16 protein-coding genes are annotated in these 20,453 nt (G+C 72.9%); 9 read left to right on the forward strand and 7 right to left on the reverse strand.

The annotated features are described in order from the left end of the window. The first annotated feature begins 475 nt into the window (after positions 1 to 475). On the forward strand, positions 476 to 3,448 hold the full coding sequence (locus AB0F01_RS22470; protein ID WP_362098519.1) for a BTAD domain-containing putative transcriptional regulator: 2,973 nt from the start codon (positions 476 to 478) through the stop codon (positions 3,446 to 3,448). Here the strand turns inward: AB0F01_RS22470 and AB0F01_RS22475 are convergent, their stop codons facing one another. Beyond that, a complete protein-coding gene (locus tag AB0F01_RS22475; RefSeq protein WP_362098522.1) occupies positions 3,449 to 5,140 on the reverse strand; it encodes a bifunctional 3'-5' exonuclease/DNA polymerase in 1,692 nt (563 codons plus the stop codon). Positions 5,141 to 5,487: 347 nt separating this feature from the next. After that, positions 5,488 to 6,243 (reverse strand): Clp protease N-terminal domain-containing protein, encoded by a 756-nt coding sequence (locus AB0F01_RS22480; RefSeq protein ID WP_362098525.1) that lies wholly within the window; start codon positions 6,241 to 6,243, stop codon positions 5,488 to 5,490. 87 nt (positions 6,244 to 6,330) lie between these two features. Between AB0F01_RS22480 and AB0F01_RS22485 the strand changes: the two genes are divergently transcribed. Continuing rightward, positions 6,331 to 7,470, forward strand: a complete 1,140-nt coding sequence (locus AB0F01_RS22485) for a DUF2786 domain-containing protein (RefSeq protein WP_362098528.1) — start codon at positions 6,331 to 6,333, stop codon at positions 7,468 to 7,470. Between the two features lie 79 nt (positions 7,471 to 7,549). Here the strand turns inward: AB0F01_RS22485 and AB0F01_RS22490 are convergent, their stop codons facing one another. Next, entirely contained in the window at positions 7,550 to 8,080 is a 531-nt protein-coding gene (locus tag AB0F01_RS22490; protein WP_362098531.1) for a DUF4232 domain-containing protein, read from the reverse strand. A gap of 264 nt (positions 8,081 to 8,344) precedes the next feature. Continuing rightward, positions 8,345 to 8,830, reverse strand: a complete 486-nt coding sequence (locus tag AB0F01_RS22495) for a hypothetical protein (RefSeq protein ID WP_362098659.1) — start codon at positions 8,828 to 8,830, stop codon at positions 8,345 to 8,347. 698 nt (positions 8,831 to 9,528) lie between these two features. Here AB0F01_RS22495 and AB0F01_RS22500 point away from each other — a divergent pair. Next, entirely contained in the window at positions 9,529 to 9,813 is a 285-nt protein-coding gene (locus AB0F01_RS22500; RefSeq protein WP_362098534.1) for a DUF397 domain-containing protein, read from the forward strand. A 368-nt stretch (positions 9,814 to 10,181) separates the two neighbouring features. Here the strand turns inward: AB0F01_RS22500 and AB0F01_RS22505 are convergent, their stop codons facing one another. Next, positions 10,182 to 10,682 carry an ATP-binding protein gene (locus AB0F01_RS22505; protein WP_362098536.1) on the reverse strand — a complete coding sequence of 167 codons (501 nt, stop codon included), beginning with the start codon at positions 10,680 to 10,682 and terminating at the stop codon, positions 10,182 to 10,184. Positions 10,683 to 11,046: 364 nt separating this feature from the next. On the opposite strand from AB0F01_RS22505, the gene AB0F01_RS22510 reads away from it, so the two are divergent. The 6 genes from AB0F01_RS22510 to AB0F01_RS22535 all read left to right on the forward strand — a co-directional run bounded on the left by AB0F01_RS22510 (position 11,047) and on the right by AB0F01_RS22535 (position 17,157). Next, positions 11,047 to 11,871, forward strand: coding sequence for a helix-turn-helix transcriptional regulator (locus AB0F01_RS22510; RefSeq protein WP_362098662.1), 825 nt, complete (start codon positions 11,047 to 11,049; stop codon positions 11,869 to 11,871). A 79-nt stretch (positions 11,872 to 11,950) separates the two neighbouring features. Beyond that, positions 11,951 to 13,411, forward strand: coding sequence for an aldehyde dehydrogenase family protein (locus AB0F01_RS22515; protein WP_362098539.1), 1,461 nt, complete (start codon positions 11,951 to 11,953; stop codon positions 13,409 to 13,411). Between the two features lie 280 nt (positions 13,412 to 13,691). Then, positions 13,692 to 14,252, forward strand: coding sequence for a DinB family protein (locus tag AB0F01_RS22520; protein ID WP_362098665.1), 561 nt, complete (start codon positions 13,692 to 13,694; stop codon positions 14,250 to 14,252). Between the two features lie 170 nt (positions 14,253 to 14,422). Beyond that, positions 14,423 to 15,064, forward strand: a complete 642-nt coding sequence (locus AB0F01_RS22525) for a PadR family transcriptional regulator (protein ID WP_362098541.1) — start codon at positions 14,423 to 14,425, stop codon at positions 15,062 to 15,064. A 342-nt stretch (positions 15,065 to 15,406) separates the two neighbouring features. Further along, positions 15,407 to 16,402, forward strand: coding sequence for an ATP-binding cassette domain-containing protein (locus tag AB0F01_RS22530; RefSeq protein ID WP_362098544.1), 996 nt, complete (start codon positions 15,407 to 15,409; stop codon positions 16,400 to 16,402). Beyond that, positions 16,399 to 17,157, forward strand: a complete 759-nt coding sequence (locus AB0F01_RS22535; protein WP_362098546.1) for an ABC transporter permease — start codon at positions 16,399 to 16,401, stop codon at positions 17,155 to 17,157. Before AB0F01_RS22530 ends, AB0F01_RS22535 begins: the two co-directional genes overlap by 4 nt. A gap of 260 nt (positions 17,158 to 17,417) precedes the next feature. Here the strand turns inward: AB0F01_RS22535 and AB0F01_RS22540 are convergent, their stop codons facing one another. Beyond that, entirely contained in the window at positions 17,418 to 18,827 is a 1,410-nt protein-coding gene (locus AB0F01_RS22540; RefSeq protein ID WP_362098549.1) for a glutamate decarboxylase, read from the reverse strand. A gap of 217 nt (positions 18,828 to 19,044) precedes the next feature. Further along, complete coding sequence (locus AB0F01_RS22545) at positions 19,045 to 20,331, reverse strand: ion channel protein (RefSeq protein WP_362098552.1); 1,287 nt, start codon at positions 20,329 to 20,331, stop codon at positions 19,045 to 19,047. Between the last annotated feature and the right edge of the window lie 122 nt (positions 20,332 to 20,453).

Below are 20,453 nucleotides of genomic sequence, written 5' to 3' on the forward strand. Positions count from 1 at the left end.
ACGGTGCGGTGCCGGAGGGTACGCCGGGCGGGGCCGCGTGGGGCGTGTGGGACGCCTGGTGCGTGTGGGGGGAGGCTTCGGAGTCGGCGGAGAGCGTGGAACGCCGGGGGACGAGGGGCCCGGTCGTTCACCTCTGCCGACCGGGGACCCTCGCGACCGGACCGGGCCGCAGCGGCGACACTCCCCCGAGTTGCGCGTACTACGCGCGCACCCCTGGGCCGGGATCCGATGATGTGATCACATCAGATCTTGCCAACGGATCGCTAACATGAGGCCAATGGTTCAGCGTCGGGCACACCGTCTCACCATCCCGCGCCGGTCGGCCGGCACGGAAGGGGACGGGGCAGGCGAACGGGCCCCGGTGGCCGGGGCGGGAAGGCAGGGGTGCGAGGGGGTGGTGCGGCGTGAACTCCGGTTCGGACTCCTGGGGACGCCGGTGCTCCACCGTCCGGCCCCCGGTGCGACCGGGCCGAGCATGCGGGAGGTCGGCAGTCCCAAACTGCGGATCCTGCTCGCCGCGCTGTTGCTCGGCGCCGGCCGGGTCGTGTCCGTCGACGCGCTGAAGGACACCCTGTGGGGAGGGGCCCCGCCGCCCTCCGCACACCCCTCCCTCCACAATCACGTGGCCCGGCTGCGGCGGATGCTGGACGCGCCGGACCGGCTGGTCACCGAGCCGACCGGTTACCTGCTGCGGGTCGGCGAGGGCGAACTGGACGTCCACCTCTTCGACGCCCTCACGGACACGGCCCGCGCCGCGCACACCGCGGGGCACTGGGACGAGGTCGTCCGCGCGTGCACCGACGCCCTGGCGCTGTGGCGGGGCGCCCCCCTGGCCGGGCTGCCGCCCGAGGTGGGCGGCCACGCCCTGGCCCGGCGGCTGAGCGAGGCGCGGCTGCTGCTCCTGGAGTGGCGTTACGACGCCGAGCTGGGCCTCGGGGACGACCGGGACCGACTGGCGGACCTCGTACCGGAGTTGACCGCGCTGGTCGCCGAGTACCCGTTGCGCGAGACGTACCACCGTCAGCTCATGCTCGCCCTGCAGCGCACCGGCCGCCGGGCCGAGGCGCTGGCCGTGCACCGGGACCTGCGGGCCCGCCTGGTGGAGGAGTTGGGCATCGAGCCGGGGCCGGGGGTGCGCCAGGCCCACGTGGAGGTGTTGCAGGGGACGGACGCCGTTCGGACCGGAGGGCGGCCCGGCGCCGCGGCTGCTTCGCCGGCGGCGGACGTGTCTCCGCCGCTCCGGGGGGCTACCAGGGGAGGACGACCGCCGTCCGGTCACAGCCGCGGTGACCGGCTTGGGTCCGGTGACCGGCTCGGGTCCGGTGACCGGGCGCGGCCGGGGGCCGAGGCCGCGGGGACCGGCGGTGGAGGCCGGCCGCCGTCCGCAGTTGCGGCCTCGACGACGGCTCCCCGGCGTCGGTCGTCGCTCGCCCCGCTCGTCGCCTCCTTCCTGGCCTCGTCCCCGGCCACCGCGCGCTCCTCGTCGGCCGCCCGGCCCACCGAAGCTTCGGCGGCGGGGTCGGGCGCTGCCGGTTCAGTGGGTGGGGCGGGTGCGTGCGGTTCGGTGGCAGGGGCGGGTGCCTCCGGTGCGTCGGTCGGCTCGGATGCTGCCGGTCGCTCGGCAACCTCGGACGCTGCCGGTGTGGCGGGCGCGGTGGTTCTTCCGGCCGGGTCGGGTGCCGGCGGTTTCTCCGCGACCTCGGGTGTCGCCGAGGCGTCGGCTGCCGCGGCTCCTTCGGCTGCCTCGGACGCTGCCGGTTCCTCGGCCACTTCGGGCGGTGCCGGGTCGGCGGGTGCCGTGGCCTCTTCGACAAGGTCGGCCGAGTCGGCCGGGTCGGCAGGATCGGCAGGGTCGGCCGTTCCGGTTCATCTGACCGCGTCAGCTTTCCCGTCGGCGTCGGCGTCGGCGTCGACGGGGCTGTGCGCGACGACTCGCCCGGAGAACGGGACTGAGGTGGCGCCGGGGTCCCGGACCGTCGGGCGGGGCGGGGCACCTGTGCGGTCGTCGTCCTCGCCGTCCGTGCCCGTGACCTCGGCCCCGTCCGTGCCGTCCGTGCCGCCTGTGCCACCGCCGTCCGGTGTTCCGCGCCCGGACTCCTCCCCGGCCGAGGGCGTACGCCGCCCCGCCGCAGACTTCGGGGCGGTGCCGGTCGTGACGCGGCCCGTTCCCCTTCCGGCCGCACCCGTGCCCTTCGTCGGGCGCGTGGAGCCGCGGGACGAGCTGTGCCGTGTCCTTGCCCCTCCGGCAAGGACGACCGTGGGCCCGCCGACGTCCTGGAACGCCTCCCGGGTGGCGGTCGTCAGCGGGACGGCGGGGGTCGGGAAGAGCGCACTCGCGGTGCGGGTGGCGCAGGATCTGAAAAAACGTTTTCCCGGCGGTCGGCTCTACATCAACCTGCGCGGGAACACCCCGGGCGCGGCACCGCTCGCCCCGGCAGAGGCGCTCTCCGCCCTGCTCCGCGACTTCGGATGCGCTCCCTGTGACGTCCCCCAACACCCGGAGGCCGCCGCCGCGTTGCTGCGTTCGTTGCTCGCACCGACCCGCACGCTGCTGATCCTGGACGATGCCGCGCACGCCGCCCAGGTCCGACCCCTGCTTCCGGTCGGCCCCGGGTGTGCGGTGATCGTCACCAGCCGGTCGCCGCTCACCGCGCTCGACGGGGTCGCGCGCTTCCCCCTCGGCCCCCTGTCGGACGAGGACGGTGCGGCCCTGCTGCGCGAGGTCTCCGGCCGGGACGAGTTCGACGCCGGACATCCTCTCGTGGCACTCACCGGTCGGCTGCCCCTGGCGCTGCGCATCGCCGCGGGCCGGCTGAGGGCCGGTGAGGCGCTCACACCCGGCACCCTGGCGGGTCGACTGGCGCGCGGTTCGAGCCGGTTGCCGTACCTCGAGCACGACGACCTGAGCGTCCGCCGCTCCCTTGCCGTCGCCCACGACGCGCTCGCCGCCTCCGAGCGGGAAGCCGACCGGGACGCGGCGCTCGTGCTGTACCGCATCGGGGCGCTCGACCTGCCCGACTACGGCGTGCCCCTGGTGGCCCGTCTCCTCGGCACCGACGCCCTGCGGGCCGAGGCCGCGTTGGCACGGCTCGTCGACGTGGCACTGCTGGAGGAGACCGCGTACGGACGGTACGTGCCGTACGACCTGGTCCGCGACTTCACCCGAGAGCTGGCCCGGGGCACCGCCCACTGCGACCCGGAGCGCCCTTGCGCCCAGGACCACGACCCCGACCAACGCCACGACCACGACCCCGATCAACGTCATGACCACGATCACGACGACTGCGGACGGGCGCCCGCGGCGCCGGGGGAGCGGGCCGGGCGACGTGTTCGTCTCCATCCGCGCTCGCCCAGGGGGCGTCGAGCCCCCTCCCGCGCCGTCACCGACCGGGCGCCGGGCGCCTCCGCACCCGAGGCCGGCGACGGGGACCGGCCCCGCTCCCGCTGATCACTTGGCGTCGGCGTAGCACTCCACCACGGCGGTGCTGAAGGGGAACCGCACCGGTGTCTCCCCGAAGGTCAGGCGGCCGGCCAGGTCGGCCGCCTCCCGGATGGCGGCCACCACCGCCTCCGCCTCCTCGGCCGGGCAGTGGACGATCACCTCGTCGTGCTGGAAGAAGACCAGCTCGGCCGCCTTGTCCGTCAGGGCCTTCCGCAGTGCGGCGAGGAGCAGCAGGGCCCAGTCGGCGGCGCTGCCCTGGACGACGAAGTTGCGGGTGAAGCGGCCCCGGGCGCGGGCGTCGGTCGAGGCGTAGCCGGGCACCCAGGGGCGGGCCTCGGAGGCAGGTTCGTCCTCCGCGACCGGGATGCCGGCCTCCTCCACCGCGTCCTCGGACGTACGGGCCGCGGGTGGGCAGGTGCGGCCCAGCCACGTCCGCACGAGTCTGCCCTCCTCACCGGCGCGGGCCGCCTCGTCGACGTAGGCGACGGCACGCGGGAAGCGGCGTCTGAGGGCGGCGAGGTTCTTCAGGCCGTCGCCGGAGGTCTGGCCGTACACCGCGCCGAGGACGGCCAGCTTGGCCTGGTCCCGGTTTCCGGAGAAGGCCCGGTCGGACACCTCCTGGTAGAGGTCGGTCGCGCGGCCGGCGACGTCCATCAGCCCGGGGTCGCGGGAGATCGCGGCGAGGACGCGCGGCTCCATCTGGTCGGCGTCGGCGACCACGAGCCGCCACCCGGGGTCGGCGACGACGGCGCGGCGGATGACCTTGGGGATCTGGAGGCCGCCCCCGCCGTTGGTCACCCAGCGTCCGCTGACGGTGCCGCCGGCGAGGAACTCGGGCCGGAACCGGCCGTCCCGTACCCAGTCCTGAAGCCAGGACCAGCCATGGGCGACCCAGATGCGGTACAGCTTCTTGTACGCGATCAGCGGTTCCACCGCCGGGTGGTCGACGGACTCCAGCTCCCAGCGCCGGGTGGAGGTGACCTTGACGCCGGCGCGGGAGAACGCCTTGATCACGTCGGCCGGCAGGTCGGGGCGGACCCGGTGGCCGAAGGCGTCGGACACCTCCTGCGCCAGTTCGGCGAGGCGGCGGGGCTCGCCGCCGCCCGCGTACCGGTCGCCGAGCAGGTCGTGCAGCAGGGCGCGGTGCACATCCGCCCGCCAGGGCAGACCGGCCTGGTTCATCTCGGCCGCGACGAGCGTCCCCGCCGATTCGGCGGCCACCAGCAGGCGCATCCGGTCCGGGTGCGCCGTCGCCCCCGCGCGGCGCAGCTGCTCCGCGTGCACCGCGAGGAGGTCGGTCAGCGGGACGTGGACGCCGTGCGGCTCGAACAGTGAGGACTGCGCGCCCGGCTCGGCCGTGCGCTGCGGCGGGTCGGGCGGTACGGGGCCACCGCGCAGCCGGGCCAGGGCGGCCGCGGCGGAGCGGGGTTCCCCGTACCGGCCCTCGTGACCGAGCAGCAGCGTCTCGGCGACCTCGAGGTCGTGGCACCGCTCCACTCGCACCCCCGTGGCGAGCAGGCGCGGGTAGACCTCTGCGGTGGACCGCCACACCCACCGCGTGACACCGGGACGGCTCCGCACGGCCTCGGCGGGACCGGGCTCCCGCAGCACCGGCCCGTCGGGCAGCCCGTCCGGACCGAGGCGGGCGACGTCGACGCCACCGTCCTCGGCCGGGGCGAGCGCCCAGTGGCCGGTCATGCTGCGCAGTCTGACAGGGGGGTCTGACAATGAGGATGCGGGCGGCATCGCGTGCTGAAGTGCGGACCCGGGCGCGGGCTGCCCCGCCGTCTGGTACGCCCTTCGGCGCCGGGACTGATCCCGGGACGCCGGCCGTGCGCGGCCACCAACGTGCGCGGCCACGAACGTGCGCGGCCACGACCGCCTCTGGGCTCGACCACCTCGGGATCCAAGCGCCTCCGGGGCGATCGCCTCCGGGTCCGATCGTCTCCGGGGCAGAGCGCCTCCGGGTCGGGGCGCTTCCGGGCTCGACCGCCTCCGGGGCGGGACGCCTCCGGGCTCGACCGCCTCCTGCTCGCGCCCGTTCCCTACGCTCCCTCTCCTGCCTCTTCCACTCCTTCCTCGCGCGTCTCGACGAACTGGGCGAGCAGTTCGACGACGTACCGTTCGACGGTGGCCTTCTCGATGCCGAGGCCGCTGAGCGGGCCCGTCCCGTTCTCGTGTTCCAGCAGCGCGAGCAGCACGTGCTCGGTGCCGACGTAGTTGTGGCCGAGCCGCAGGGCTTCGCGGAACGTGAGCTCCAGGACCTTCTTGGCCGCCGGACCGTACGGGATCAGCTCGGGCCCCTCCTCGGCGGCGGGGGGAAGCGCAGCCAGGGCGGCCTCGCGGACCGCGTCCAGGGTGACGCCCTGCTCGGTGAGCGCCTTGGCGGCCAGTCCCCCGGGCTCGGCGAGCAGGCCGAGGACCAGGTGCTCGGGCAGGCTCTCGGAGTGGTGCAGGGCCCGGGCCTCCTCGTGCGCGGCCATGACGGTCCGACGGGCGCGGGGCGTGAAGCGGCTGAAGCCCTCGTTCGGATCGAGGTCGACGCTCTCCTTCGGCACGAAGCGCTTCTGCGCCGCCTGCCGCGTGACGCCCATGCTCCGGCCGATGTCGGTCCAGGAGGCGCCGGACCGTCGTGCCTGGTCCACGAAGTGCCCGATCAGATGGTCGGCCACGTCACCGAGGTGCTCACCCGCGAGCACCGCGTCCTGGAGCTGCTGGAGGGGCTCTTCGTGCACCTCCTTGATGGCCGAGATGAGGTCGTCGAGCCGCACGGATGCCCTGATGGTGGGGTTCGTCGTCATGTGTCAACTGTAGGTTGACAGGGGTGGGGTGTCAACCGTCAGTTGACAGTTCGCCGGGTGGTGCGCGGGGCGTGGCACGATCGGAGCGTGAGTACGTCCAGCACCGTCGACCGCGCCTTCCGCGCCGCCCTCTACGACCCGGCCGAAACCGCGCTCGACACCGGTGCCTCCCTGCTCGCCGCCGATCCCGCGGCGGACGTCGAACTCGCCCGGCGTGGCCAGGAGTTCGTGGCGACGGCGTGGCGGCGGAACTGGCAGCCCGCCGATGTCGTACGGATCGTGCGGCGCGAGCTGGACGAGCGGTGCGTGCGGCTGGTGGCGGCCCTCATCCGCGACCAGGCGTCACAGGACCGGGCCCGCGGCCCGCGCTGGCAGGCCCAGCTCGACGGTCTGCCCGCCGAGCCCGCGCCCCGCACCGACCGCTTCTCGCACGCCACGGCCGTACTGGAGCTCTACCGCCTGTTGCTGCGGCTTCCGGCGTTGGAGGCGCTCGACGAGCCACCCCCGGCGGGCACCGTCCCGTCACGGGGTGGGGCGGGAGGCACGGCGGCGGCGCCGGAGTCCCGCATGCTCACCCGCATCCGGGCGCTGCTGGCCAAGGCGGAGGCGACCGCTTACCCGGAGGAGGCGGAGGCGCTGAGCGCCAAGGCGCAGGAGCTGATGGCGCGCCACAGCGTCGACGAGGCGCTGCTGGCGGCCGGTGCGCCGGCGGTGGAGGCGCCGGTGGGCTGGCGCATCGGGGTGGAGGCGCCCTACGAGCAGACCAAGGCGGTCCTGCTGGACGCGGTGGCCACCGCGAACCACTGCCGGGCGGTGTGGAACGAGGCCCTCGGGTTCAGCACCGTGGTCGGCTTCGCCTCCGACCTGGAGGCCGTGGAGCTCCTCCACACCTCCCTGCTCGTGCAGGCCACCACCGCCATGACGAAGGCCGAGGCCGCCCAGCGTGCGGGCGGACGGAAGCGGACCAAGACGTTCAGGCAGTCCTTCCTCGCCGCCTACGTCCACCGCGTGGGCGCTCGCCTCACGGAGGCCGCCGGCACGCAGGTCACCGACGACCTGCTGCCGGTGCTCGCCTCCCGGGAGGCTGCGGTCACCGAGCGGTTGGACGACCTCTTCCCCGAGACCACGACCACCCGGCTGCGCGGAGTGGACGACGCGGCGGGCTGGGAGGAGGGCGTGCGGGCGGCGGACGACGCCCGGGTCGGGTCCCGCCCGCGGCTCCCCTGAGGCCGCCTCCGCTTCGTACGGCGTCGGCTTCGGGCAGGTCGCGAGGTTGTCCCGGGGCCGCCTCCGCTTCGTACGGCCGTCAGTCGCCCGTCTGCTGGTACGTGCTCACCGAGACCTGGTGCTCGCCGTCCTCGGTGGCCGCGATCCTGCCGTAGGTCCAGGAGACCTTCTCGGTGGCCGTCTCGGGGGAGAGGCCGAAGTGCAGATCGCCGGGGTCGAAGGAGGGCCCGCGCACATAGGTGACGACGAAGGAGGCCGTCCCGTCGCGGGCCAGGGTGACGTCCCGGGGCTTGGCCCCCTCGACCAAGGGCACGTCGGTCCTCTCGGAGTCGCCGGCGCCCGCCAGGAACACCTGGGGGGTGCCGGGCAGGACACAGGGGTCGCCCTGGTTCAGGACCGTGACGGGCACCTCGCCGGTGTCGCCGTCGACCGGAGCGACGCTCGCGGCACCGGCCTCCACGCGCACCTGACCGATCGTGCAGGGGGCTGCGGCACGCCCCGTGCTCTTGCTGTCGCCCCCGCTGTCGGCCCCCTCACCACTGTCGCCGCCGCAGGCGGTCAGCAGGAGGAGAGCGGCGACGGCGGTGGCGGTGACGGGCATGGCGCGCATGAGGGTCCCCCGGGGATCAGTGGCGGTGCGCACCGATCATCACGCATACGGTCCCCGGTGTGCCGCCCGACCCGGCGAACTCACCCCACCGGCGTCCCGCCCCCGCGGGCGGATCCGGACGCGACTGCCCGGGACCGGGGCCTCCGTAGGACGAGCGAGCCCCGCACGCCCAGGGCCCCGCGCGCCAACAGGCCCCCGCGTGCCGACAGGCCCCGCCCGTCAACAGGCCCCCGCCCCGCCTACGGGCCCCGACTCGCCCACCGCCTACGAGCCCAGCCCCAGCCCCTCCGTCGGCAGCCCCGTCGGCAGGTTGTCGCCTTCGGCCTTGGTGTACGTCTCGGTGCCGAGCGGCCCGTCCCAGGTGACCTTCAGGGTCGACCCGGTCACGGAGTCGACGGTGCCCTCGGCCCGGTCGTCGTTGCCGTCGCCGCAGTCCAGCGAGACGGTGTACGTCCCGTCGGCCTCCTGTGCGGTGCCGCTGCAGACGGTGCCGCCGGTCGCGAAGAGTCCCGCCTGCTCCCCGGTGACGACGAGGGCGACGGCCTTGCCCCCGGCCGTGGTGAACCAACTGCCCTCCAGCGCACCGGCCGGGGCGCTGCTCGCGCTGTCCGAGCCGTCCGGTGCGTCCGCACCGCCCGAGCCGGCGCCCGAGCCGGCGCTCGCGGTCACCGACGCAGTGGCGTCGGGCCCGGTGGCGTCACCGGAGTCCCCGTCGGAACTGCACGCGGTGAGGAGGAGTACGGCCGCCAGGCCGCTGCCGGCCGCTGCGAGACGCGTGCGCCGCCGGGTGCCGGTGGCGCGGCCGGTGGTGGCGGGGCGGGTGCCCGCCGTACGGGGACCGGTGTCCGGCTCCGGTACCGGCGGTACTCCCGGCACCGCCGACACCCCCGCTGCCGTTGCCGAAATCCCCGTCGACACCTCGGACGTCCCCGTCGTCGACGGGGACGCCGGCCCTGGGGCCGCTGATGTGGACGCTGTCACGGGTGCCACCGACGTCACTGCGAGCCCCCTAGCTGTAGTGGCCTGAGCTGTAGTGGCCTGTGCGGCCGGACACGACGCAGTCAGCTAACAGGACCCGCGCCGGACCCCACCAGAGGCAGTGACGCAGGTCGCATGACACGAGTGGGCCTTGTCACGCGCGCCGACCGCCGGGAACGCACGGAAAGGAAAATTGGGCACGTGCACAGGCGTGAGGACGGAACATAAGGAAACACGAGGGAACATGCGAGCCCTTGGATGCGTCTCACAGGGGAAGCGGGAGTCCGGAGGACGGAGCGGCCCGGCGCGGGAGACGCTCGAACCGGGTCCGTCGCGCCTGTAACCACAGGAACACCCGCCGTGCACGTGCATCTGCCCATGCACCTGCACGTGAAACACAGCTATGATCCGGGTCAGTTGACCGATGCATCAATGGCCACTTCAGCCAGTGCACCACCGGGGAGCGACCTGTGGACCACGACGTGTACGACGGTGACGTGTACGACGGTGCCGACGCGTCCGGCGCGTACAACGGCATGGCGGCCACCACGCTGGACGGCGTGGCCTGGCAGAAGAGCCGGCACAGCAACTCGCAGGGTTCCTGCGTGGAGTTCGCCCGGTTGCCGGGCGGTGACGTGGCGGTGCGCAACTCCCGTTTCCCCGACGGCCCCGCGCTCGTCTACACCCGCGCGGAGATCGAGGCGATGCTCCTCGGTGTGAAGGACGGCGAGTTCGACCACCTGGTCGTGGGCTGACCCGAACCGCGCGCCCGGCCGACCGCCCGACGCCGACATGGCCGCCCGTTCGTCCGGTCGACCACCCGTCCGCCCGCCCGGCCGACCATCCGCCCGGCGGAGTCGGCGGCAAGCAGTCACGCGAGGCGCGAGGCAGGAGCAGGCGGTCGTCGTCCGCCACGGCGGATCCCGCGTCCAGCCCTTGACGCGGTCATCTGCTGCGGTCGTCTGCTGCGATCACGTGGTGCCGTCACCTGGTGCCACGGACCCGCCTGACGATGCCCCTGTTGCCCCGCTTGCCCCTGTGGCCCCTGCCGCACCCGTTGATCCCGTTGCCCAGGAGCCGGTGACGCGCGTAGAAGCGCGACGCCGTGATGCGGGGGCGTTCGTCATCCGGGGAGGGCGCGCGGGTCGCCGCCAGGACAGGGCAGGCGGAACAGGGCCCAGACCACCTTGCCGTGCAGCGCGCCCGCCATGGGGTGCCAGCCCCAGCCGTCGCTGAAGGACTCGACCAGGAACAGTCCGCGCCCCGATTCGGCCGAGAAGTCCTCCGAGTCGCGGGCGACGGGGCTGGCGTGGCTGGGATCGCGCACCGCGCACACCAGGCGTTCGGTCCACCGCATCAGGTGCAGCCGGACCGGCGGCTCCTGGCCGCAGAGCCGTGACACGTCGGCCGGCAGGGCGTGCCGCAGGGCGTTGGTGACCAGTTCGGACACCACGAGGCACACGTCGTCGAACCGGTCGCCGAGCTCCCACTGGTCCAAGGTCGTCCGCGTGAACCTCCGGGCGTCACCCACCGCTTCGTAGCGGGCGGGGAGGGCGCAGGAGGCGGCGTCGGAAACGGCCGCGGGGTCCAGTGGCGGAAGGCCCTGCCGTAACGGCTCGAGCATGGTCGATCCATTCGTCCCCATGCGAGGCACTCCCGGAAATTCGCGGTCCAAGCGAGGCGGCGGTGGTGCGGGACCATGGTTTCGGATGCGAACAGCAGATGCAAGGGCAGATGCACGTGCAGCTGACCGAAATCGCCCTGCCCGTACCGCTTGTTGGCCAATTTTTCCGTCATCTCGCTGTCCACTTCCGGCTGTCCTCTTGCCCCCCGGTTGATCCTTCCTGAACGGATTCCTTGGCTTGAATCCATTTCCGTAACCGGGCGAGTACAGCTCGGAGTGTTTTAGTGGCAGACTGCGGCGTCTGAAGACGTTGGGGAGGCTGGCGAACGTGAGCGCGGGAGAGCCGGGATCGGTGGTGCGGCGCATGCTGCTCGGATCACAACTCAGGCGACTGCGTGAGGCTCGGGGGATCACGCGTGAGGCGGCGGGCTACTCGATCCGCGCCTCCGAATCGAAGATCAGCCGGATGGAGTTGGGCCGGGTGAGCTTCAAGACCAGGGACGTCGAGGACCTGTTGACGTTGTACGGCATCACGGACGAGCAGGAGCGCACCTCGTTGCTCTCCCTCGCCAAGGAGGCCAACGTCGCGGGCTGGTGGCACAGTTACTCGGACGTGCTGCCGACCTGGTTCCCGACCTACGTGGGTCTGGAGGGCGCGGCGTCGCTGATCCGGGCGTACGAGGTGCAGTTCGTCCACGGCCTGCTGCAGACGGAGCAGTACGCCCGTGCCGTCGTCCGGCGCGGGATGAAGGGGGCGAGCGAGGCCGACGTGGACCGCCGGGTGGCGCTGCGGCTGGAGCGGCAGAAGTACCTGGTCTCCGAGAACGCCCCGGACTTCCACGTGATCCTCGACGAGGCCGCCCTGCGCCGGCCGTACGGCGACCGCGAGGTGATGCGCGGCCAGCTCCAGCACCTGATCGACGTGTCCGAGCACCCCAACGTGCGGTTGCAGGTCATGCCGTTCAGCATGGGCGGGCACTCCGGGGAGTCGGGCGCGTTCACGATCCTCAGCTTCCCCGAGTCCGACCTCTCGGACGTGGTGTACCTGGAGCAGCTGACCAGCGCCCTGTACCTGGACAAGGCCGAGGACGTCGCGCAGTACGAGACGGCGCTCAAGGAGCTCCAGCACGACTGCCCGGGCCCGTCGGAGAGCCGGGACCTTCTGCGAGGACTGCTCCAACTCTCTTGAAACGTAAGTACGATGACGTGCGATCAGACCAGCGGGTCGGTCCGGTGCCGGCTCCGGCAGCGAGGGATTGAGGGATCACATGTCGTCGTACTTCACCGACCTGGCCCAGCAGTACATCGACGGTGAGTGGCGCCCGGGCACGGGTTCCTGGGACATCATCGACTTCAATCCGTACGACGACGAGAAGCTGGCCTCGATCACGATAGCCACGGTCGACGAGGTGGATCAGGCGTACCGGTCGGCGGCGCGCGCGCAGAAGGAGTGGGCGGCCACCAACCCGTACGCCCGCCGGGCGGTCTTCGAGAAGGCGCTGCGGCTGGTCGAGGAGCGCGAGGAGGAGATCTCCGAGGCGATCGTCGCCGAGCTCGGCGGGACGCGGCTGAAGGCCGCGTTCGAACTGCACCTGGCCAAGGAGTTCCTGCGGGAGGCGGTGCACCTGGCGCTGCGTCCGGAGGGCCGGATCATCCCGTCGCCCGTGGACGGCAAGGAGAACCGCGTCTACCGCGTGCCGGTCGGCGTGGTCGGTGTGATCAGCCCGTTCAACTTCCCCTTCCTGCTGTCGCTGAAGTCGGTCGCCCCGGCGCTGGCGCTCGGCAACGGAGTGGTGCTCAAGCCGCACCAGAACACGCCGATCGTGGGCGGCTCCCTGATCGCGAAGATCTTCGAGGACGCCGGTCTGCCCGGCGGGCTGCTGAACGTCGTCATCACGGACATCGCGGAGATCGGTGACGCCTTCCTGGAGCACCCGGTCCCGAAGGTCATCTCCTTCACCGGCTCCGACAAGGTCGGCCGTCACGTCGCCACCGTCTGTGCCTCCCTCTTCAAGCGCTCGGTGCTCGAACTGGGCGGGAACAGCGCCCTGGTGGTCCTCGACGACGCCGACGTGGACTACGCGGTGGACGCGGCCGTCTTCAGCCGGTACGTGCACCAGGGGCAGGTCTGCATGGCCGCGAACCGGGTGCTGGTGGACCGTGCGGTGGCCGACGAGTTCACCGAGAAGTTCGTCGCCAAGGTGAAGTCCCTGAAGGCCGGCGACCCTAGCGACCCCGCGACCGTCATCGGCCCGGTGATCAACTCCCAGCAGGCGGACGCCCTGTCGGGCGTGGTCGAGCAGGCGCTCGCCGAGGGCGCGACGGCGCTCGTGCGGGGCGGGCGGACCGACAACCTCGTCGAGCCGTCCGTGCTCACCGACGTCCCGGCGGACTCGGCGCTGCTGCGCCAGGAGGTGTTCGGCCCGGTGGTCTTCCTCGTCCCCTTCGACGGCGAGGAGGAGGCCGTACGCCTGGTCAACGACTCCCCGTACGGCCTGAGCGGTGCCGTGCACACCGGGGACACCGAGCGGGGCGTGAACTTCGCCAAGCAGATCGACACCGGCATGTTCCACGTGAACGACGGCACCGTGCACGACGAGCCGATCGTCCCCTTCGGCGGCGAGAAGCACTCGGGCATCGGCCGCCTCAACGGCGACACCATGCTGGACGCCTTCACCACCATGAAGTGGATCTCGGTGCAGCACGGCCGGAGCGGCTTCCCGTTCTGACGGCCGGACGGGCCGTCCCGGCGTCCCACCGGACACCGACCGCCCGACACCGAACCCCGAGGACCGCATACCGGGATACGGAATGCCGGATACCGATGCCCGGGCAACCGGACCGGACCGGACACCGACCGGACCCGACCGGACTCGGACCGGACCGCTTCTTCCCGCACGGGCCATCGAGGACAGAAACTGACCTCGATGGCCCGTAGCGTCCTTCGTGTCAGGCGGCAGGGAACTCCTGCAGGAACTCCTGCCCCCCAACGACGGAAGGCGGACGGTCATGGTCACGCATGTGGGACCCGAGGAGCCCGGTGACGAGCGAGGGGCACTGCTGGCCTTCCTCGCCGAACAGCGCGGCAGCATCCGGCGCGCCCTGCTGGGGCTGACCGACGAGCAGGCGTCGTCCCGGCCCAGCGCGAGCGAACTGTCCCTGGCGGGGCTGCTCAAGCACGTCGCCGAGGTCGAACAGGGGTGGATCGCCCGGGCGAAGGCCGAGCCGCCGGCGGTCCACAGGGACGAGTCGAACTGGCACGAGTGCTTCCGGCTGGTCGGCGACGAGACGGTGGCGGACCAACTCGCGTACTACGAGAAGGTGGCCGCGGAGACGGAGGCGTTCATCCGCTCGGTCCCGAGTCTCGACGACACGTTCCTGGTGGCGAAGGCGTCGTGGAACCCGAGGGACGAGTGGCTGTCGATGCGGTGGCTGTGTCTGCACCTGATCCGCGAGACGGCCCGGCACGCGGGCCACGCCGACATCATCCGCGAGTCCCTGGACGGCGCGACGGCCTTCGAGCTGGTCGCGCGGGAGCAGGGCGGTGAGCAGGGTGGCGAGCAGGGGTGAAGCGCGGGCGCGGAGGTGACGGCCGGGGGTGAGCCCCGGCGGCGGGTCCGGCAGCCCCGCGCCGGTCCCCGCGCCGGTCCCCGTGCCGGTCCCCGTGCCGGTCCCCGGGCCCGCGGCGCGGGGACCGGGGCAGCGGCCGGGAGCACGCCCGGGCGTCCTACGCTGGGCGCATGTCAGCGATCCGTCTCCTCGTGCTCGGCGCGGTGCGCCAGCACGGGAGGGCCCACGGCTACCAGGTCCGCAACGACCTCGAGTACTGGGGCGCGCACGAGTGGTCCAACGCCAAGCCGGGCTCGATCTACCACGCCCTCAAGCAGATGGCGAAGCAGGGGCTGCTGTACGCGCACGAGATCGCCCCGTCGACGGCAGGTGGTCCGCCGCGCACCGAGTACGAGATCACCGAGGCGGGCGACGCCGAGTACTACGCGCTGCTGCGCGCGGCCCTGGTCGACTACGACCAGAAGATGGACGTGAAGTCGGCCGCCGTCGGCTTCATCGTCGACCTGCCGCGCCAGGAGGCCGCGGAGCTGCTGAGGGAGCGGATCCGGCGGATCGAGGAGTGGCGGGCGAGGATCGCCGGGGACTACCTGCTGGAGGGCGGGCCCGAGGCGCTGGGCCACATCGGCCAGATCATGCGGCTCTGGGACCGTACGGCCGACGCCGAGGCCGTGTGGACCCGCGAGCTGATCGAGCAGATCGAGTCCGGCGCCTACACGTTCCGCGGGGAGGGCGAACCGTTCGTAGGCGTCCTGGCCGACGGCGAGGAGAACCCGTACGCGACGGGGGAACGGCACCCGGGCGACACGCGCTGACGTAGCCGGCACCGGTCGGCACCGTCGGCCGCACCGCCGCCGCACCCGCCGTCGGAGTCGCGCCCGCCGCCGGAGCAGCACCCGCCGTCGGAGCCGTGGCGGCAGCCGGCGCCGCTGAGTAACCGCGGCTCTCGGTGCCGCACCCCGCCATCACCAGACACCCGGCATCGCCAGCCACCCGCCATCGCCAGACACCCGCCATCACCAGCCACCCGGCATCGCCGGGACCGGAAACAGAAGCAACCGAGACAGCTAATCAACTTTGACCAGTAGCTCGGTCCCGAGTTACCGTCGGCGGCTCAGTCGCAATGGTCAAACTTGACTAGTGGAAGGAAAGTGACAGTGGCCGACGCGGTGATCACCGTCGAACAGGCGCGCAAGACGTACGGCAGGAGCGGGAGGGGAGGTGGCGGGAGCGGACGGGGGAGCGCCGTTCCCGCCCTGGACGGCCTCGACCTCACGGTGGCGCGGGGCACGGTGCACGGCGTGCTGGGTCCGAACGGCGCGGGCAAGACCACCCTGGTGCGGATCCTGGCCACCCTGCTGCGTCCCGACGCGGGCCGCGTCGAGGTGGCGGGACACGACGTGGTGCGCGACGCGTACGCCGTGCGCCGGCGGATCGGGCTGCTCGGGCAGCACGCGGCGCTGGACGAGGAACTCGGCGGACGGCAGAACCTGGAGATGTTCGGCCGACTGCACCACCTCGGCGCCCGCCGCGCCCGCGCCCGCGCCGACGAACTCCTCGAACGCTTCGACCTGACCCGCACCGGCCGCAAGGCGGTAGGGCAGTACAGCGGGGGCATGCGGCGCCGCCTGGACCTCGCCGCGTCCCTGATCACCGAGCCGGAGGTGCTGTTCCTGGACGAGCCGACGACCGGGCTGGACCCCCGCGGGCGGGCCGAGGTGTGGCAGTCGGTCCGCTCCCTGGTGGGCGGGGGCACCACGGTGCTGCTCACCACCCAGTACCTGGAGGAGGCCGACCAGCTCGCGGACCGCATCTCGGTCGTCGACGCCGGGCGGGTCATCGCCGACGGTACGGCCGACGAGCTGAAGGCGGCCGTCGGCGGCGACCGCATCGACGTCGTCCTGCGCGACGCCGGACAACTGGGCACGGCCGCCGCCCTGCTCCCCGCGGCCCGGGGCGCGGTCGCGGTGGACCCCGACCGTCGCCTGCTGAGCGCCCCCGTCACCGACCGGATGGAGGCCCTGACGGCAGTCGTCCGCGCCCTGGAGGAGGCGGGTGTCGAGGCCGAGGACATCGCCCTGCGCAGGCCCACGCTGGACGAGGTGTTCCTGCACCTGACCGGGCCCGCCGACCGAGTGGAGGAGACCGCGTGATCACCTACGCACTGACCGACTCCTGGACCATGACCCGCCGGGAACTCGCCCGTTGGGGACGCCGGCCGGTGACGGTCGTGGTGAACCTGGTCTTCCCGGTGATGCTGCTCCTGATGTTCGGCTATCTGGTCGGCGGCGGCCGGGGCGTCGGCGGCAGCTACCTCGACTTCCTGCTGCCCGGCATGCTCGCCCTCACCATGGCCTTCGGTCTGGAGGGCACGATGGTCGCCGTCACCCAGGACCTCGACAAGGGCGTGGTCGACCGGTTCCGCTCGCTGCCGATGACCGACGGGGCCGTCCTGGTGGGCCGTTCGGCCGCCGACATGCTCCAGTCGGTGCTCGGTCTGGGCGTCCTCCTGGCCGTCGCCGCCGCGCTCGGCTGGCGCCCCCAGGGCGGCCCGGCGGCCTTCCTGACCGCCGTGGGGCTGCTCCTGCTGCTCCGCTTCGCCATGCTGTGGATCGGCATCCACCTGGCCCTGGTGGCCGGGAAGCCCGAACTGGTGCAGGCCGTGCAGATCCTGGTGTGGCCGGTCGGGTTCCTCTCCACGGCCTTCGCGTCCCCCCGCTCCATGCCCGACTGGCTCGGCACGGTCGTGCAGTGGAACCCGATCTCCCACACCGCCGAAGCCGCCCGGGACCTGTTCGGCCCGGCCGGGGAGTCCGGCCACGTGGGGACCGCGGTCCTCTGGCCGCTCGTCCTGCTCGCGGTCTTCTTCCCGCTCGCGGTACGGAAGTTCACGCGGCTCAGCCGCTGACGGGCGCTGTCGTGGGGGTGGCGGTCCTCGCCGTCCTGCCCGGGGAGGGGCGCCCGGGCAGGAGGCGGCCGGGCAGGAGAAGGCCGGGCAGGTCCCCGGCCTCCGGCCCCGTCTCGGCCACGGCCTGTCCGGCACGGTCCTCCGGCCCCGTCTCGGCCAGGGCCTGTCCGGCAGGATCCGCCTGACAGGCCGTTCCGGGTCCTGCCGTCACCTTCCCGTCCGCCGTTCGGTCGGACGACGGGCATGTGACGGCACCGCCTCTAGTGGTGGAACCCGGTGGCCTCGTTCTTGTCCTGCACCAGGGGCTGCGGCTGCCGGCGCAACTGCGGGAGCAGTCGGTCGAGATCGTCGGCGAACAGGTCGGCGAGGTCCTCGGAGAAGCCGTTGCGGCACACCACCCGCAGCACCGACAGGTCCTGGCGGTTCGCCGGGAAGGTGTACGCGGGCACCAGCCAACCGTTCTCCCGCATCCGCCGGGACACGTCGAAGACGTCGAACGCCGTGACGTCCGGCGCGGTGGTGAACGCGAAGACGGGCAGCTCGTCGCCCCGGGTGAGCAGCCGGAAGTCGCCGAACGCCTCGATCCGCCCGGCGAGCCGCGTGGCCACGTCCCGCGCGGCCTGCTGCACCGCGCGGTAGCCGTTCCGGCCGAGCCGCAGGAACGTGTAGTACTGCGCGACGACCTGGGCGCCGGGCCGGGAGAAGTTCAGGGCGAAGGTCGGCATGTCGCCGCCCAGGTAGTTCACCCGGAACACCAGCTCCTCCGGCAGGGCGTCCGCGTCCCTCCACAGCGCCCAGCCGACGCCGGGGTAGACCAGCCCGTACTTGTGCCCGGAGGTGTTGATCGACGCCACGCGCGGCAGGCGGAAGTCCCACACCAGGTCCTCGTCGACGAACGGCGCTACCATCCCCCCGGACGCCCCGTCGACGTGCACCGGGATGTCCAGGCCGGTGCGCTCCTGGAGGCCGTCCAGCGCCGCGCACAGGTCCGCGATCGGCTCGTAGGACCCGTCGAAGGTGGATCCCATGACGCCGACGACGCCGATGGTGTTCTCGTCGCACAGCTCGGCCGCCGCCTGCGGGTCCAGGTGGAAGCGGTCGCCCTCCATGGGCACCTGACGGGCCTCCACCTCCCAGAACGTGCAGAACTTCTCCCAGCAGACCTGGACGTTGACGCCCATGACGAGGTTCGGGCGGGCCTCGCGGGAGGGGTAGCGGTCGGTGTTGCGCCGGGCCCAGCGGCGCTTCATGGCCATCCCCGCGAGCATGCACGCCTCGCTCGACCCGGTCGTCGAACAGCCCACGGCCGCCGAGGGATCGGGCGCGTTCCACAGGTCGGCGAGCATCGACACACAGCGCCGTTCCAGCTCGGCGGTGCGCGGGTACTCGTCCTTGTCGATCATGTTCTTGTCCCGGCACTCCGCCATCAGCAGCCCGGCCTCGGGCTCCATCCAGGTGGTGACGAAGGTGGCCAGGTTGAGCCGCGCGTTGCCGTCCAGCATCAGCTCGTCGTGCACGAGCTGGTACGCCGTCTTGGGGGCCATGGGGGTCTCGGGCAGCCGGTGCTTGGGCGGCGCCTGGGTCATGTCGCCCACCGGGTTCGCCGGCCCCAGGAACGGGTTGACGGACAGGGGGCGGTCGTCGTGCTGCGGGTGGTCGTGGAGCGGCATGAACACCTCCGGGGCGTGGGGCCTACGGGGACGAGAAAGAAGGAGAAGCGACGAGAAGGGGCGAGAAAGGATGAGAAGCGACGAGAAGCGACGAGAAGGGATGAGAAAGGACAGGGGGACGAGAAATGACAGGGGGGACGGGGCCGCCACCGGACGGGCCCGGCCACGTCCCGGCCGCGGCTCGCGCCCGCGATGCGGCTCGCACCCACGGGCACGGTCACCGCACCGCCGTCCCGTCCGGCCGGAGCTGCATCTGCGGACGGCCCGTCACCAGCAGCCAGGCCGGCAGCGAGGCGATGCACAGCAGTGCGAGGATCCCCGGTGAGGCGACCAGGACGGCGGCGACGAACAGGCTCACCCAGCCCTGCCGGGTGATGGCCAGCAGCAGGCCCAGGACCGCTGCCGAGACCCCCACCGCCGGGTGGACGGCGGACACCAGGGCGTGCGCGCACAGTCCGAGCGCGGTGCCGACGAACACCGCCGGGAAGATCCGCCCGCCCCGGAAACCGCAGGACGCGGCCACCAACAGGGCCGCCAGCTTCACCACCGCCATGACGGCGAACTCGCCGGCAGTCCAGCCGTCGGGGTCGCCCGCCAGCTCCGCGATCTCGTGCAGTCCCTTGAACAGCGTCAGATGGCCGCCCACCGCCGCCAGGGCGGCCAGGACGACACCGCCCGCGGGCAGCATCAGCATCGGGTGCCGCAGTTTTCCGAAGGCGCGGTGGACGTACGGGAAGGCCCGCACCGCGGCCATGCCGAGCAGCGCGGCCACCGGGGCGATGACGAGGGCCGCGAGCAGGTCGGGCCACCCCGGATGGCCGAACGACGGCAGGTGCAGGTCGAAGTTGGGCCGGGAGACCAGGGTGACGGTGAGCGCGCCGGCGCCCGCCGCGGTCAGCGGTGCGAAGACGCCGTCCCAGAGCTGCCCCTTGAGCCGCTGCCCGGCCAGTGCCTCGGAGATGATCAGCGCGGCGGCCACCGGCGTGCCGAACAGCGCCCCGATCGTCGCCGCCTCGGCCAGCGCCGCCCAGCTTCGTTCCGGTGCCCTCGGGAACGCCCGCACACCGGCCCAGACGGCCAGGGAGACGTTCACAGCGATGATCGGGTTCTCGGGGCCCAGGCTCGGGCCGCCCGCCAGCATCAGGGCGGTCGCGAGCAGCAGTCCCGGCAGGGCGGCCGGCGGCAGGACGGGGGCGTCGAGTCCGGTGGTGGCGGGGTCGGGGCCCGCGTGACCGGGGGCCTTCCACACCACCAGGCCCACGGCGACGCCGGTGGAGACGAGCATGACGGACATCCACAGCACGGAGTACCGTCCGACGCCGAGCGCGTCGGGCACCGTCCGCCACAGCACGTCCTGGAGTTCCTCGGCGCCGGTGTCGACCCCGACCAGGAGCAGACTGGCCGTCACACCGACCAGCAGCGCCGGGAGGACGGACGGCAGCAGGGCGCGTGCGGGCGTCGCCGGGGCGGTGGAGGGGGTGCGGGGGGCGCTGTCCTGGGCCACGCGCACACGATAGACGGGCGAAAGCGGCAAAACGTGCTGAAACGGTCGGCAGTGAGGCGGGGACGTACCGGCTTGCACCTCACGTGACGTGAGGGCCCAGGGTGGAGTGCGTACCGAGAAGG

Origin of the sequence: Streptomyces sp. NPDC029526, from assembly GCF_040637405.1 — a bacterium.
Lineage (GTDB): Bacteria > Actinomycetota > Actinomycetes > Streptomycetales > Streptomycetaceae > Streptomyces.

What these genes read in the sequence shown, in the direction of transcription:
- AB0F01_RS22470 (WP_362098519.1), top strand. Translation starts at nt 476, where the DNA reads ATGCGGGAGGTCGGCAGTCCCAAACTGCGGATCCTGCTCGCCGCGCTG.
- AB0F01_RS22475 (WP_362098522.1), bottom strand. Translation starts at nt 5,140, where the DNA reads ATGACCGGCCACTGGGCGCTCGCCCCGGCCGAGGACGGTGGCGTCGAC.
- AB0F01_RS22480 (WP_362098525.1), bottom strand. Translation starts at nt 6,243, where the DNA reads ATGACGACGAACCCCACCATCAGGGCATCCGTGCGGCTCGACGACCTC.
- AB0F01_RS22490 (WP_362098531.1), bottom strand. Translation starts at nt 8,080, where the DNA reads ATGCGCGCCATGCCCGTCACCGCCACCGCCGTCGCCGCTCTCCTCCTG.
- AB0F01_RS22505 (WP_362098536.1), bottom strand. Translation starts at nt 10,682, where the DNA reads ATGCTCGAGCCGTTACGGCAGGGCCTTCCGCCACTGGACCCCGCGGCC.
- AB0F01_RS22510 (WP_362098662.1), top strand. Translation starts at nt 11,047, where the DNA reads ATGCTGCTCGGATCACAACTCAGGCGACTGCGTGAGGCTCGGGGGATC.
- AB0F01_RS22515 (WP_362098539.1), top strand. Translation starts at nt 11,951, where the DNA reads ATGTCGTCGTACTTCACCGACCTGGCCCAGCAGTACATCGACGGTGAG.
- AB0F01_RS22520 (WP_362098665.1), top strand. Translation starts at nt 13,692, where the DNA reads ATGGTCACGCATGTGGGACCCGAGGAGCCCGGTGACGAGCGAGGGGCA.
- AB0F01_RS22525 (WP_362098541.1), top strand. Translation starts at nt 14,423, where the DNA reads ATGTCAGCGATCCGTCTCCTCGTGCTCGGCGCGGTGCGCCAGCACGGG.
- AB0F01_RS22540 (WP_362098549.1), bottom strand. Translation starts at nt 18,827, where the DNA reads ATGCCGCTCCACGACCACCCGCAGCACGACGACCGCCCCCTGTCCGTC.